Annotated in this window: 10 protein-coding genes; 6 read left to right on the top strand and 4 right to left on the bottom strand. The window is 42.4% G+C overall.

Annotation, left to right across the window (positions count from 1 at the left end; translation table 11 throughout):
• The first annotated feature begins 97 nt into the window (after positions 1 to 97).
• Entirely contained in the window at positions 98 to 739 is a 642-nt protein-coding gene (locus tag LH29_RS17615) for a hypothetical protein (protein ID WP_045032320.1), read from the top strand.
• On the opposite strand, the gene porE is transcribed toward LH29_RS17615, so the two are convergent.
• Together porE and LH29_RS17605 are read right to left on the bottom strand one after the other, a co-directional pair.
• Positions 736 to 2,727 (bottom strand): PorE family type IX secretion system protein, encoded by a 1,992-nt coding sequence (porE, locus tag LH29_RS17610; RefSeq protein ID WP_045032785.1) that lies wholly within the window; start codon positions 2,725 to 2,727, stop codon positions 736 to 738. The two genes, LH29_RS17615 and porE, sit on opposite strands and share 4 nt — an antisense overlap.
• Before the next feature lie 166 nt (positions 2,728 to 2,893).
• On the bottom strand, positions 2,894 to 5,083 hold the full coding sequence (locus tag LH29_RS17605) for a glutamine synthetase III family protein (RefSeq protein ID WP_045032318.1): 2,190 nt from the start codon (positions 5,081 to 5,083) through the stop codon (positions 2,894 to 2,896).
• A 256-nt stretch (positions 5,084 to 5,339) separates the two neighbouring features.
• Here LH29_RS17605 and LH29_RS17600 point away from each other — a divergent pair, with 256 nt between their 5' ends.
• From LH29_RS17600 to LH29_RS17590, 3 genes are read left to right on the top strand one after another with little or no spacing between them, the layout of a single operon-like run.
• A complete protein-coding gene (locus LH29_RS17600; RefSeq protein ID WP_198152494.1) occupies positions 5,340 to 6,707 on the top strand; it encodes a glutamine synthetase family protein in 1,368 nt (455 codons plus the stop codon).
• A 56-nt stretch (positions 6,708 to 6,763) separates the two neighbouring features.
• Positions 6,764 to 7,813, top strand: a complete 1,050-nt coding sequence (locus LH29_RS17595) for an aminoglycoside phosphotransferase/kinase family protein (protein WP_198152493.1) — start codon at positions 6,764 to 6,766, stop codon at positions 7,811 to 7,813.
• 12 nt (positions 7,814 to 7,825) lie between these two features.
• The gene (locus LH29_RS17590) at positions 7,826 to 8,683 is read left to right on the top strand and encodes an HAD-IIA family hydrolase (RefSeq protein WP_045032315.1); all 858 of its coding nucleotides are present in this window, start codon (positions 7,826 to 7,828) and stop codon (positions 8,681 to 8,683) included.
• A gap of 228 nt (positions 8,684 to 8,911) precedes the next feature.
• Here LH29_RS17590 and LH29_RS17585 read toward each other — a convergent pair whose 3' ends face one another.
• Together LH29_RS17585 and LH29_RS17580 are read right to left on the bottom strand one after the other, a co-directional pair.
• Positions 8,912 to 10,030, bottom strand: a complete 1,119-nt coding sequence (locus LH29_RS17585) for a pyridoxal phosphate-dependent aminotransferase (protein ID WP_045032313.1) — start codon at positions 10,028 to 10,030, stop codon at positions 8,912 to 8,914.
• 101 nt (positions 10,031 to 10,131) lie between these two features.
• The gene (locus LH29_RS17580; protein ID WP_082063818.1) at positions 10,132 to 11,145 is read right to left on the bottom strand and encodes a glutamine synthetase beta-grasp domain-containing protein; all 1,014 of its coding nucleotides are present in this window, start codon (positions 11,143 to 11,145) and stop codon (positions 10,132 to 10,134) included.
• 403 nt (positions 11,146 to 11,548) lie between these two features.
• Here LH29_RS17580 and LH29_RS25205 point away from each other — a divergent pair, with 403 nt between their 5' ends.
• Together LH29_RS25205 and LH29_RS17570 are read left to right on the top strand one after the other, a co-directional pair.
• Positions 11,549 to 13,075 (top strand): TldD/PmbA family protein, encoded by a 1,527-nt coding sequence (locus tag LH29_RS25205; RefSeq protein WP_045032311.1) that lies wholly within the window; start codon positions 11,549 to 11,551, stop codon positions 13,073 to 13,075.
• Between the two features lie 135 nt (positions 13,076 to 13,210).
• The gene (locus tag LH29_RS17570; RefSeq protein ID WP_045032309.1) at positions 13,211 to 14,530 is read left to right on the top strand and encodes a TldD/PmbA family protein; all 1,320 of its coding nucleotides are present in this window, start codon (positions 13,211 to 13,213) and stop codon (positions 14,528 to 14,530) included.
• Positions 14,531 to 14,577 lie beyond the last annotated feature (47 nt).

Here is a 14,577-nt window from a genome sequence, read left to right as displayed (position 1 = left end):
TCGTATCTCCCAAAGAAAATATGTTAACATAGTTTAGTTTTTTTTCAGTAACCTTAAAACAAGTAATTCCGACCTTTGTGCTGAAAACTAAACAAAAATGAAGTCAATAACCATTCTGTTAGCCATTACCTGTTGTATTAATGCCTACGCTCAAGACTCCCCCACCTTTATCATTGAAGGAAAAACGGTAAACACTGATGGGCTTCCAATTGCCGATGTATATGTAATCAACCCCAGAACTTTAGAAAAAGACATAACAAGAGCCAACGGTGTTTTTAAACTAACCGTAAGCGCCCAGGACTCGCTGATATTCTCGCACATCTCCTATTTTCGGATATCGGTTAAGGTGTATAATTTGATGCAGAATCCGATCGTTAAAATGGAATCAGAAGACGTGCAGATTCCCGAGGTAGTGGTTAGTCCCGAGCAAAAAACCGACTCGGAACGCGCCCAGGAAAACCTCAATTTTTTAGGCGACTACAAACCGCTTAAATACAACAAAATGAAACCGGAGAGCGATCCAACCACAACGATGATGACCGAACACAACCGCTTGATGCGAACGGAAGCTGGCTCGATCAGTTTTTTACCAATTTTGGGAGTTCCGCTGAAAGCAATCGACAAGGCGGTACAAAAACGAAAAAGACGCAAAATGTACCAAACAGATTATTATTCTACCCGAAAAGTAGTAAAACCACCAATAGAGGAAAAAGAAGAAGAACCCGACGAAGAGAATTAACCTTCCGGCTCGGCATCGAATCGTTCGATAAAGTCGGTCGACAGTACCCGGAACTCCGTTCTACGGTTAATTCCGCGAGCAATTTCCTGCTGTGCTTCGGGCAATTTCAGAATAAACTCTTCTGTCAGTTCATCGCCACGTTTTAAGAAATCGTATTGATTAGCTAATTTTCGAGTTACTGTTTTTGGCCAGGTTTCGCCATAACCTTTCGCTACCAAACGATTCGGGTTTATTCCCTTTTCAATCAGGTAATCCACCACACTTTGTGCACGTTTTTGCGACAGGTCGAAGTTAAACTGCTCGCTGCCAACATAGTCGGTGTGCGCCATCAACTCAATGGTAATGGTTGGGTTAAAAACCAATATCTGAACCAGTGTATCGAGTGCTGTTTTCGAGCTTTCGAGTAATTCCCAGCTGCCAAACTCGTAATTAATATTATCAACTTTTATCGGCGCATCGGTTGGAGTGAGGTTCATGGTAAAACGAAAATCCTTACTGTCCTCCAGTCCAATGGTATTTACTGCTGCTTTATCGCGCAAAAATCCGTCTTTAAACGCTGCAAAAACATATTCTGTTTCGGGCTTTAGTTTCATTTTAAACTTACCGCCACGGGCACGAATTTTCATGTTGGTACCGTCAGTTCCGATCACACGCATGGTTGATCCATCCAAATGCGATGCCGTTTCTTTATTAAAAACGTCTATTTCAATCTGGTAAACTTTCGGAGGAACTACAAATGAATAAATATCATCGCCTCGCGATCCTTTGCGGTTCGAGGTGAACATTCCTTTGTTTTCGCCGGTTACAAATGCAATTCCAAAATCGTCGGAAGGCGAATTCATTGGTGAGCCCATATTTTCAACCACCAAAATTCCATCGTCGTTTTTGTAGGCATGAAAAAGATCGAAACCTCCCTGCCCGATGTGACCGTTCGAAGCAAAATAAAGATCTCCGTTATCGCGCACAAAAGGGAACATTTCATCAGCCGATGTATTTACAGTGGGGCCAAGATTTACCGGTCTTCCAAAAGATCCACCATCAACCGTTGCCTTCCAAATGTCTTTTCCGCCCTGTCCTCCGGGCATATCCGAAACAAAATAAATCTCTGTTCCATCAGGGTTAAGCGCTGGGTGTGCTGCAATAATACTGTCGCCAACAATTTGTAATTTTATTGGACTTGACCACGAACCTCGCGACTGCGAAGTGGAGTATAATTCTGCACCCAGGGGCTCTGACTTGTCGTAACGGCAGCGCGTAAATATCATTTCCTCGCCACTTGAACTTAAGGTAACAGCACCTTCTTCATCGCCGGTGTTAATTATCATACTCTCGTCCAGCAACCTGGGTTTTTCCCATTTCTGCCGTTGAATGCCAAAAGTTGCCCGATAAATATCGGTGTATTTTTGGCCGGTAATCATACTTTCTTTTTTACCGGTTGAGGCTTCCCGCGATGAAGTAAAATAGATCTCGTTATCGCGGCCTCCAACAAAAACCGGGGAAAAATCGCTCTCGCGAGAGTTAATTTCTTTTATAGGGTTGATGATGTGCCTTGTGGGATTGGCCACCCATTCCTGTGTTTTTTGCATGGCTTCAACACCATCTAAAGCACGCTGGTCGCCCGGAACCGCCTCGAGATAGGTACGGTAGGTTTCGTAAGCCTCTTCGTATTTTTGTGTAATACGCAACATATCAGCATAATGCAGCAGCGCTTCTTTATCATCAAATCCCAAACGAATGGCAAATTTGTAATTCTGGGCAGCGTAATCATACAATCCGATTGCCCGGTAACATTCTGCTAACTGATATGCGTATTCAATTCTTTTCTCTCGGTTCTTTTCCTTTTTTCTGGCCTTACGGTATTTTTCAATGGCTTTGTAATATTCACCAATATCCTGCGACAATGTAGCATCGCGTCCGTATCTGGCCGAACCGCAACCACTTAAAAATATGATTATAACACCAAAAACAGCTAGTTTAACCTGCTTCATACCCATTCAATTTCGGGGAATAAAAGTAAAATTTTTTTACCGACTATTTCCAATAATATCGTTTAGTCTTTTATCTAACGAATTATTAGTTGCTTAAGTATACAGCTACAAAAAAAAGACTTCCTGAAAATCAGAAAGTCTTTTATGTAGTGTTGTAAACATCTTTTTATCGAACAAAAAGCAGCTCGCGGTACTTTGGCAACGGCCATTTTTCGTTGTCAACAATCAATTCAAGTCGGTCGATATGGTCGCGAATTTCATCCAGGTACGGACGCACTTCTTTGTCGTATTCTTTTGATCTTTCAACCACATCTTCCACCTTGTTTGCTTTGGCACGTGCGGCAATCATTTCTTTACGTTTTGCTTTAATCGCAGAAATATGACCTCCCACTTCTCTAATCAGGTCTAAACGGCCACCTGCCAGCGACAAAAATTCCTCCTCAGGAAATACTTCTTTCAGGTTTTTCACATTTTCGAGCAACATGGTTTGATACTCCACTGCCGTTGGCACAATGTGGTTAATGGCAATATCGGCAAGAACACGCGATTCAATCTGCACCTTCATAATGAATTTCTCGTATTCAACCTCTACCCTGCCTTCCAATTCGGATTTGTTGAAAATGCCATTACGGTTGAACAGGTCGATACACTCTTCGCGCATATAGGCCGCCAAAGAATCCGGCACATTTCCAATATTGGTTAAACCTCTTTTTTCGGCTTCTTTTACCCATTCTTCGCTGTAACCATCGCCGTTAAAGCGAATTGGTTTTGTATCGATGATCAGCGTTTTCAGTACCTGGAAGATCGCCTCATCCTTTTTCACTCCTTTTTCAATCAGGGTATCTACCTCAATTTTAAACTTTTTCAGCTGATCGGCAACTGCAGTGTTCAACACAATTAAAGCAGAAGCGTTGTTGGCCATCGATCCTACAGCGCGGAACTCAAAGCGGTTTCCGGTAAAAGCAAATGGCGATGTGCGGTTTCGGTCGGTATTGTCGAGAATAATTTCAGGGATACGACCGATATTCAGTTTTAAAGCAGTTTTTTCATCCGGAGTCATTTTACGGTCAACCACTGCTTCTTCCATTAAATCGAGCATAGCCGAAACTTCGGATCCAAGGAATACTGAAATGATTGACGGAGGAGCTTCATTGGCTCCCAATCGGTGTTGGTTCGACGCGGTTAAAATGCTGGCGCGAAGCAAATCCTGGTTATCGTAAACCGCTTTTAATGTATTAATTACAAACGTTAAAAACTGCAGGTTTGATTTTGGATTTTTACCCGGCGAATACAAATTCACTCCGGTATCGGTTGATAACGACCAGTTGTTGTGTTTTCCCGAGCCGTTAATTCCCGCAAATGGTTTTTCGTGGAAAAGAATGCGGAATTTATGACGACGGGCAATTTTCTGCATAATGTCCATGCACAACTGGTTATGGTCGTTGGCCAGGTTGGCCTCTTCGTAAATCGGGGCCAGCTCAAACTGGTTTGGAGCCACCTCGTTATGACGCGTTTTTACCGGAATCCCCAGTTTGTAGGCTTCATTCTCAACATCCTGCATAAACTTGTTTACACGCGTTGGGATGGATGAGAAATAATGGTCGTCAAGTTGCTGATCTTTTGATGATGCGTGGCCCATTAGCGTACGTCCGGTTAACATCAGGTCGGGACGCGCCATAAACAAAGCCTCATCAATCAGGAAATATTCCTGTTCCCATCCCAGGTTTGCCTGAACACGGGTAACGTTTTTATCGAAATACTGGCACACGCTGGTAGCCGCTTTGTCGATTGTATTTAAAGCACGCAATAAAGGTGTTTTATAATCGAGCGCCTCGCCGGTATACGAAATAAAAATGGTAGGAATTGTAAGTGTGGTTTCGCTAATAAATGCCGGAGACGATGGATCCCAGGCTGTGTAACCACGAGCTTCGAAAGTCTGGCGTATTCCGCCACTCGGGAACGATGAAGCGTCAGGTTCCTGCTGTGCCAGCAATTTGCCCGAGAATGACTCAATCACCCCTCCATCGGCACCATGTACAATAAAGGCATCGTGCTTTTCGGCCGTACCATCTGTTAACGGATGAAACCAGTGCGTGTAGTGCGTTGCACCGTTTTCAATTGCCCAGGCTTTCATACCCTGAGCTACCTGGTCGGCCATTTTACGGTCAACCGTAGTTCCTCTTTCAACCGCATCGGTTACTGCTTTGTAGGCTTCGCGCGACAAATATTTTTTCATTTTCGACTGATCGAAGACCAACATGCCATAGTAGTCCGAAACCAGGTTTTCTTCGCGTTCGATTTCTACCGGCTTACGGTTAAGCACTTCATCAAGTGCCTTAAATCTAAATTGTGCCATGATTAAATTTATTTAAGTCTGTTTTTTGTCTGTCCTCAAAAATAATATTTTCCATCCTCAGTCCTGACATTTATCATGCTTAATCTTCATTTTTTAAGAAAATATTTACCCGAACCTAACACAGCGAGGGGTTATTCTGGAAATTTTCTACTTTTTTAGCAAAACGACATACTAAAACCACATCCTTAACAAACGAAAGTTATAATGACGATATTTGTTATTTCCTCAAACATCGTTTATTTTAAAATCAAATTTGATGCTAGCAATGGATAAGCAAGAGATACTGACTAAAATAAAAGAACGAAATTTCACTAAAATAAAGTTTGCTGTAGCTGATATTGACGGGATTTTGCGAGGCAAATACATTCATAAAGATAAGTTTTTAAATGCCCTGGAAAACGGATTGGGATTTTGTGATGTGATTTTTGGCTGGGACTGTGCCGACAAGTGTTACGAAAACAGCCAAATTACAGGCTGGCACACCGGTTACCCCGATGCTAAAGCCAGTATTGCCCCCGAAACTTACCGCCAGATTCCGTGGGAAGACAACACTCCGTTTCTATTAGGCGATTTTAGCAACGACCCAAAATATGCAGATGCCGCTTGTTCGCGAAGTTTGTTAAAACGTATTGCCGCCCAAAGCGAAGAAATGGGTTTTATACCTATCTTTTCGCAAGAGTTTGAGTGGTTTAATTTTCAGGGGACACCAAGCGAAATTGCCAATGCTGAATATAAAGATTTGCAACCGATAACTCCGGGAATGTTTGGTTATTCAATTTTAAGAACTTCGCTGAACCAGCCTTATTTTAACGACCTGTTCGAGTTGCTTCAACAGTTTGACATTCCGCTTGAAGGCATGCACACCGAAACGGGTCCCGGAGTTATGGAGGCTACGGTTATTCACGACGAAATTCTTGCTGCAGCCGACAAAGCTCTGCTGTTTAAATCGGCGGCAAAAGAAGTTGCCTATAAACACAATTTTGTGGCTACGTTTATGGCCAAATGGAATGAAAAACTTCCGGGTTGCGGTGGGCATATCCACCAAAGTTTGTGGGATTTAGATAAAAAGAAGAATTTGTTTTTGGATGCGAATTCGACTGATGGAATAAGTAAAACCATGCAACATTATATTGCTGGGCTGTTAAAATGTTTACCTGAAATACTGCCCCTATTTGCGCCTAACCCAAACAGTTATAAACGACTGAGCGGCGGCGATTGGGCTCCCCGCACACTTACCTGGGGAATCGACAACCGTACTTGTGCAGTTCGCGCCATTCCGGGAAGCGAGAAATCTACCCGCATTGAATTACGGGTTCCGGGATCGGACACCAACGCCTATCTGGCCCTTGGAGCCTCGCTGGCCGCCGGACTTTACGGCATAAAAAACAAACTACCACTGGAAATTGCTCCGACCAAAGGAAATGGGTACCTGGAAACAGGCAATGGTATGTTGCCCGATTCGCTGGAAAAAGCAACTAAAAAAATGGCCGAATCGGAAATTGCCAACGAATTGTTTGGCGAGGCATTTGTAAAATATTTCACCCTTACCCGCGAATGGGAATGCCAACAGGTTGACCACAACGATCCGCAGTGGGAGCTAAAAAGGTATTTCGAAATAATTTAAAACAACACGAAGGCTGCAAGGCAAAACCAACTAACTTTGAAAAAAAGAAGAAAGAGATGATGCAGAGACTGGATTATGGAGAGATAATCAAACTTGCCTGGAAAGAATTTGATGGGGAAAGACACGAGATAAAAGGTGTTTTTGATGTTAGCGCAAAGGTTTCCACCAATCATGTATACAAAATATCGTTTTACAAACGCGAACCGGTTTTTGCAAAAATTTCGGAATACGGCAATTTTGAAGACTTTAGGGAGGACCACATCATTATAAACAACCTGGCCAACAACCTCGAGTACCCATATCAAATGTTTTTGGCACAATCGCTGGTCAAACGCAACGAACTGTATATTTACCGTTACCACGAACGCAAGCGCAGTGCCTGGGTAGTATTTTACAATCCCATTCAAATTCGAAATAAACTACCCCGCCGGCTGGAAGAAAGACACATAAAAAAACTGGGCCGCGAGCTGGCTCGTTTTCACAAAGCGTGCACCAACGTTTCGAACCAGTTGCCACATTCCTCGAAAAACGTAATTACTGATATTCAGAAACTAAAACGCTCGATCCACAAGAGCGAAATACAGATGGAAGAGTCTCACAAGGATTTGATTCTGCGACATGCCGATTATTTTTTGGGGAATGCCGACCGCGTGAATTACAACACCGAAATTGAAACCATACCTGTTTTGGTTGACTGGAACATTGGTAATTTTTCAATTACCGGCGACGGAAAGTTTTATTCGCGCTGGGATTACGACTGGTTCCGCATGTCGTCGCGCGTAATGGACTTTTACTTTTTTAGCCGAGTGGTTTCCGATGTTGGCGACCGCACCGTTTTCAGTTACAAAGTGGATACTTTAATGGAAGACCGCTTTATGCTGTTTCTGAAAGAATACCACAGAATTTTTCCGTTAACTCCACCCGAAGTGCATTTGATTAAAGAAGTTTACCGCTTTTTTATTTTGAACTATGTTATTAAAGACGGGCCATACTTTTTCAGAAAATACTATTCAACCAAACTGATTAAGGAAGCCTACGAAACTTATTTCCCTGCCATGGAAGCCAAATACCGGGTAGAGAAGATTTTGAAAACATTAAAACTCTGATGCTGTACTAATATGAGAACAAAAAGTTTTAGAAGTGTAGTGAAAAACTACCGGGCGGTGTTTTTTGATGCCTTTGGTGTATTGAAAAATCATTCGGGACTGATTGAGGGAGTAGGAAATACTTTCAAATATCTGGAATCGAAGGGAATTCCGTATTACGTATTAACAAACGACTCATCAAGAAGTCCTCAGGAACTATCAAACTGGTATCAGAAAAGAGGTCTGACTTCTATTACCACCGATAAAATTTTATCATCGGGAATGCTGGCCATGGAGTTCTTTAAAACAAAACTGGCCAACGGAAAAGCAGTGGCTTACCTTGGAACAAAAGATTCGGCCCACTACCTGGAAACGGCGGGGCAAAAAACAGTCCCCATAAGCGATGTAGACCTGAACGATCTGGAACACATAAAATCGTTTGCTTTTCTCGACGACGAAGGATTCGACTGGAACAAGGATATCGATAAAACCATCAACCTGCTACGCCACAAAAATATGACCGTTATTGTGGCAAATACCGACATTAACTACCCGGTAAATAAAAACGATATTTCGGTGGCCATTGGCGGGCTGGCCGACCTGGTAGAACAAATTCTGGGAAAGAAATTTATACGTTTCGGGAAACCCGATGCACAAATGTTCCTGCTGGCTTACGAACGTGCGATGATGGACGTACCCAACATTAAAAGAAACGAGATTTTAATGGTTGGCGACACGCTTTATACCGACATTATTGGCGGAAATAAATTCGGACTCGACACCGCGCTTGTTCTGTCCGGAAATACCTTGCCGGATAACGCGAATATTAAAATTATTAGTTCGGGAATTATCCCGACTTACGTTTGCGACTCGGCAGTTATTGAGCCGTAACAAGCTTTTGGATGCTGGATACTGGATGCAGGATTCTTGATACTTGATACTTGATACTGCAAACTGAGACTTGAGACTGAATACTCAATACTCAATACTTCTGATATTTGATCCTGAGAACTGTGACTGAAAACTGAGACGGTAAAATTAGACTGATGTTGGTTGCTTGCATACTAAAAGCCCATAGCTCTTTTAGTACTTTTGACTTTCAACTTTTGCCTTTTGCCTTCAACATTTTGCAGCCACCGCTTTCAGTGCATGAATCAGCAATTGGTCTTTTTCCTTGCCTTTTGATGCAATCCGTATGTGTTTATCGTCCAAGCCTATTTTGTTGGAACAATCGCGTACGTACACGCCAAAATTCTGCAGTAATTTCATTTGCAGATCGTAAGCAGTCATTGCAAAATTAATCTTCAACAGAATAAAATTACTGTTCGTAGGGTAAACCTCATATCCTTCAATCTCACTCAGTGCCTCGTGTAGTTCGCGAACATCGGAAATAACATGTTTGCGGGCATTGTGGTATTCAACATCGGTATCTTTTAGCTGCGTTAAAAAGTACTCGGCCAGCGTGTTTATATTCCAAACGGGCAATGCATTTCTAATTTGTTGCAGATAATATTCGTTGGCGGTGCAGCAATAGCCCAGGCGCAAGCCCGGCACACCGCAATGTTTACTCATGCTGCGTACAATCACTAGGTTCTGAAACTGTTCAACCACAGGCATGAAGCTTGGAATTTCTTCACCCGCAAAATCTATGAACGACTCATCAACCAACACCAGTTTCAAATGTTTCATGCGATTTAAAAAGCCGGTTATTTCTTCAATCGAAAGCAACTGCCCGGTAGGATTTCCGGGATTGATAATCAAAGCAGATGATAGTTTTTCCTCCAACAACCAATCGGCATATGCTTCCAAATCCAACTGATATTGTTTGTCGGCAGGAAGCTGAAACAGTTTCACCTTTTCCAGGTTTTGCACCTTTTCGATGTATTCGCTGAAAGTGGGAACGGGAATTCCCATATCCTCAACAAAGTTGTTTTGAATAATCGTGATCAGCTCGGTGGCGCCATTTCCTAAAACGAGGTATTCGGGTTTTATGTGCAAAACAGCCGCCAAATCCTGTTGCGCAAGTTTCGGGTTGCTCGACGGGTATGCTTTAAGCACTTCAGGTAGTTTATCCTGAAGCCGACGTATTAATGCTTCTCCGGGGAAATAAGGATTTTCAATGAAACAAAAATCCACCACATCAGCCAGTTGTTCTTCTCCAACAATATCAACTAACGATGGCGAATGCGAAGTCTCTTCGAATAAGTGATGTTTTATTTCAATTTGTTTCCTGAACATGGCTATTACTATTAGGGCATTGCGATTTGTGGCGACAAATTTGAGCAAAAAAAAACTGCCCTACAATAAGGACAGTTTCTTTTTTATTTTGCAAATATGTCTTAGATTTTTGCAGCATGAACAGTTTTAATAATTCTTGCTCCAATTTTATAAGGATCACCATTTGATGCAGGACGACGGTCTTCCAAACGACCTTTCCAACCATCCTCAACAGTTCCAACAGGAATACGGATAGAAGCACCACGGTCAGAAACACCATAGCTGAAATCAGTGATGGCAGCAGTTTCGTGCTTACCAGTTAAACGCTGATCGTTGTAAGCACCGTAAACATCAATATGCTCTTTAATGTTTTTACCGAACTCTTCGCAAATTGCATTGAATACTTTTTCGTCGCCACAAGTTCTCATTAAACCGTTAGAGAAGTTAGCGTGCATACCTGAACCGTTCCAGTCAAGTTCTTTTCCAAGTGGTTTTGGATGCCACTCAACATCAACACCATATTTTTCAGCAGTACGCTCCAAAAGGAAACGAGCCATCCAGATTTGGTCACCCGCATTGTGTGCACCTTTAGCAAAAATCTGGAATTCCCACTGTCCGGCAGCTACCTCAGCGTTAATACCTTCAACGTTCAAACCGGCTTCCAAACAAATATCAAAATGCTCTTCAACAATCTGACGACCGAAAGCTTTAGAACCACCTACACCACAGTAGTAAGGTCCTTGTGGCTCAGGAAAACCTCCTGCAGGGAAACCTAAAGGTAAACGTGTTTGTGGATCGTACAAGAAATACTCTTGCTCGTAACCGAACCAGAAATCTTCATCTTCTTCTTCGATATGAGCACGACCATTGGTTTCGTGAGGAGTTCCATCAGGATTTAGAACTTCAGTTAAAACAAGGTATGCATTTTTACGGTCCGGATCAGGACAAATGAAAACAGGCTTCAAAAGAAGGTCAGAAGCACCACCACCGGCCTGGTTAGTTGATGATCCATCGAAAGACCATACAGGACAGTCTTCCAAATTACCGCTAAAATTTTCTGCTACACGCGTTTTTGCTCTAAGCTGCTGAGTTGGTACACTTCCGTCCAACCAAATGTATTCCAATTTTGATTTCATGATGTAATAAATTTTATTTAAAAATAGATTTTTTCTAACTGTCTCCCACAAAAATATGCTTAAATGAAACTTGTTGAAGCATATTTATAACAAAATGTAATAAATTAATACAAAATTTACATTGAAAATAGATTTTTGTCAAACACCCCAAATTTAATGACACCCCCAGAAAATTTCTTCATCTTTAACAAAAAATGCTCGTAATATTTACATACCCCTCTCTGATATTTGCATTTTTTCGCCATGAAGCCCCCAATTCGGATCACACCCCCGTATTTTATCAGATTTTACCGGTGCATATTGCAGATATTATTATAGAAATGTAATTTTAATCGACCAAACATTACCAATTAACAGGATAAAACGAAAAAGACATTTGACAATTAAAAACAATACATGCACTATGAAAGTTGACAGACGTGATTTTATTAAAACAAGTGGTATGTTTGCAGCGGGAAGTATGGTTTTACCTCCCTTTGTGCAATCGTGCCAAAACGTACAAATTTCAGCAGACGTGAAAAGTTATTTAGATCATTTTGAAGTGACTACCGAAATGTTGCAAAAAGTTATTGCAACAGCTATGAGTAAAGGCGGCGACTATGCCGACTTATTTTTTGAACACAAAATTTCAAACAGCCTGGCGCTTGAAGACGGGAAAGTAAACCGCGCTTACTCAAACATCGACTTCGGTGTTGGTATTCGCGTGTTAAAAGGCGACCAAACCGGTTTTGCCTACTCCGAAAACATTGCGCTCGACGATATGCTGAATGCAGCAAAAATGGCCGCTAACATTGCCAACACAAGCGCCAGCTTTAATGCTGCCGACTACAACGAGAAACTGCCCGCCAATTTCTACAAAATTTCGAAAAAGTGGGAAGATGTTTCGGTGAAAGACAAAGTGCCTTTTGTACAAAAGGTAAACGACAAAATATTTGGTCTCGACGACAAGGTGATTAAAGTAAATGCCGGAATGAGCGACGAAAGCAGCTACGTAATGTTTTACAACTCGGAAGGACGCTTAACCTACGATTACCGGCCAATGGTCAGCTTTTATGCGGTTTGTGTGATGCAGGAAGGTGAACAAATTGAGAATGCTTATGCGGCACGATCGGTTCGTCGCGGGTTTGAGTGGCTGACTGAAGATTTGGTTGACGAACTGGCCAACGAAGCCGTTGAAAAAACCAACCTGCTGTTTAAAGCCGGAAAACCTAAAGCCGGAGAAATGCCTGTAGTTCTTGGTGCCGGAGGTTCGGGGATTTTACTTCACGAAGCCATTGGCCATACTTTTGAGGCCGATTTCAACCGAAAAGGAACTTCTATTTTCAGCGACAAACTGAATAAAAAAGTTGCTGAAAGTTTCATTAATATTATTGACGATGGTACGCTGCCAAACGACCGCGGTGCCATCAACATCGACGACGAAGGAAACGACGTACAAAAAACTTACCTGGTAAAAGACGGTATTTTGAACAGCTACCTGCACGACCGGATCAGTGCCAAATATTATGGTGTTGAACCAACAGGTAACGGACGTCGCGAATCGTTCCGCCACATGCCAATTCCGCGTATGCGATCAACCTACATGGAAAATGGCCCGCACACCACCGAAGAAATTTTCGCAGCAGTTGATTACGGCGTTTACGTTGATAATTTCAGCAATGGCGAGGTTAAAATCGGTGCCGGCGACTTTACCTTCTTTGTAAAATCGGGGTACATTATCGAAAACGGAAAACTCACCACTCCTATCAAGGACATTAATATTGTTGGTAACGGCCCACAGGCTCTGGCCGACATTTCGATGGCTGCCAACGACTACAAAAACGACAGCGGCACATGGACCTGTGGAAAAGACGGACAATCGGTTCCGGTAACACTTGGCTTGCCAACTGTTTTAGTGAAAAAAATGACCGTTGGAGGAACAAATGCATAACCTCGTAGCTTAAAATTACAAGGGGAAAACAATCAATCATCCCCCTAAATCCCCCTTCGAAAGGGGAAGCGCGACGAAGGAGTGCAGGGGATGAAAAAAAGTAAAATTGATGTTTGAATCTTAAACTTAAAAACCATGACAAAAGAAGAAAAATATACATTGGCAAAATGGGCTATGAATCATGCATTGGAGAATGGAGCCCAGGAGGTAAGCGTAAACATTTCGAACAACCAAAGTAGCAGCGTTGAAGTGCGCGAAGAAAAAATTGATAAACTGGAACAGGCGCTGCAAAGCAACTTGTCTATCCGTTTATTTGTCGACAATAAATACTCATCGCACTCCACCAGTCGCTTAAATAAAGAAGACCTGGCACGGTTTATCGAAGAAGCTATTGAAGGCACAAAATACCTTTCGGAAGATGAATTCAGAACACTGCCCAAGCCTGAATTGTATTACAAAGGCGACGGACCAGACCTGGGTTCGTTAGACAAAAACTTTGGCAGCGTTGACCCGGTAGAAAAAATACAGGTGGCTTTTGCCGCCGAAAAAGAAATCCTGGGAAGCAACGAGCGTATCATATCGGTATCCAGCAGTTATTACGACGGATTGAACGAGCGCGTAATGGTAACCAGCAATGGTTTCGAAGGCGATACCGCCAACTCGTACTTTGGAATATACACCAACGTTTCGGTAAAAGGTGATGGCGATGCCCGCCCTGAGTTTGGCTGGGGAGAAACAGCTATTAAATACAACGAACTGAAAAAAACGGGAACCGGAACAACCGCATTAAAACGTGCACTTGATAAAATCGGTGCGAAAAAAATCGAATCGGGAACCATGCCAATGATCGTTGAAAACCGTGTGGTAAGCCGCATTTTTAGTCCGCTGATGAACGCATTGGATGGATCAGCTATTCAGCAAAAAAACTCATTCCTTATCGATAAACTTGGCGAAAAAGTAGCTTCTGAGAAATTAACGCTAACCGACGATCCGTTTATTATCGGAGGCCGTGGTTCACGCCTGTTCGATGGCGAAGGTATTGCCACCAAAAAACGTACAGTTTTTGAAAAAGGTGTTTTAAAAACGTATTACATCGACACTTACTACGGTAAAAAACTGGAAATGGAACCCAACAGCGGATCTACCACCAACCTTGTTTTTGAAACCGGCGATAAAGACCTCGACGCATTAATTGCATCGGTAAAAAGGGGAATTTTTGTTACAGGGTTTAACGGAGGTAACAGCAACGGATCAACCGGTGATTTCTCGTATGGTATTGAAGGTTTTTTAGTGGAGAACGGCGAGATTGTAAAACCGGTTACCGAAATGAACATTACCGGAAACATGAAAACCTTGTGGGCAAACATTGGAGAAATTGGTAACGATGTGCGGGATGACTCTTCGTGGCGCACACCATCGATTCTCTTCAACGATGTTGACTTTAGTGGATTGTAAAAGCAACGCTATAAAAAAAAGAGCCGTTCTGTAAATTCCAGAACGGC

The organism is Draconibacterium sediminis, assembly GCF_000949475.1.
Classification (GTDB): domain Bacteria; phylum Bacteroidota; class Bacteroidia; order Bacteroidales; family Prolixibacteraceae; genus Draconibacterium; species Draconibacterium sediminis.
The sequence above is the reverse complement of the archived record's forward strand: the minus strand, read 5'-3'. Positions and strand labels throughout refer to the sequence as shown.

Excerpts from the sequence above, each read along its gene's own strand:
- LH29_RS17615 (WP_045032320.1), top strand. The coding sequence starts at position 98 with ATGAAGTCAATAACCATTCTGTTAGCCATTACCTGTTGTATTAATGCC.
- porE (WP_045032785.1), bottom strand. The coding sequence starts at position 2,727 with ATGAAGCAGGTTAAACTAGCTGTTTTTGGTGTTATAATCATATTTTTA.
- LH29_RS17605 (WP_045032318.1), bottom strand. The coding sequence starts at position 5,083 with ATGGCACAATTTAGATTTAAGGCACTTGATGAAGTGCTTAACCGTAAG.
- LH29_RS17600 (WP_198152494.1), top strand. The coding sequence starts at position 5,340 with ATGCTAGCAATGGATAAGCAAGAGATACTGACTAAAATAAAAGAACGA.
- LH29_RS17595 (WP_198152493.1), top strand. The coding sequence starts at position 6,764 with ATGATGCAGAGACTGGATTATGGAGAGATAATCAAACTTGCCTGGAAA.
- LH29_RS17590 (WP_045032315.1), top strand. The coding sequence starts at position 7,826 with ATGAGAACAAAAAGTTTTAGAAGTGTAGTGAAAAACTACCGGGCGGTG.
- LH29_RS17585 (WP_045032313.1), bottom strand. The coding sequence starts at position 10,030 with ATGTTCAGGAAACAAATTGAAATAAAACATCACTTATTCGAAGAGACT.
- LH29_RS17580 (WP_082063818.1), bottom strand. The coding sequence starts at position 11,145 with ATGAAATCAAAATTGGAATACATTTGGTTGGACGGAAGTGTACCAACT.
- LH29_RS25205 (WP_045032311.1), top strand. The coding sequence starts at position 11,549 with ATGAAAGTTGACAGACGTGATTTTATTAAAACAAGTGGTATGTTTGCA.
- LH29_RS17570 (WP_045032309.1), top strand. The coding sequence starts at position 13,211 with ATGACAAAAGAAGAAAAATATACATTGGCAAAATGGGCTATGAATCAT.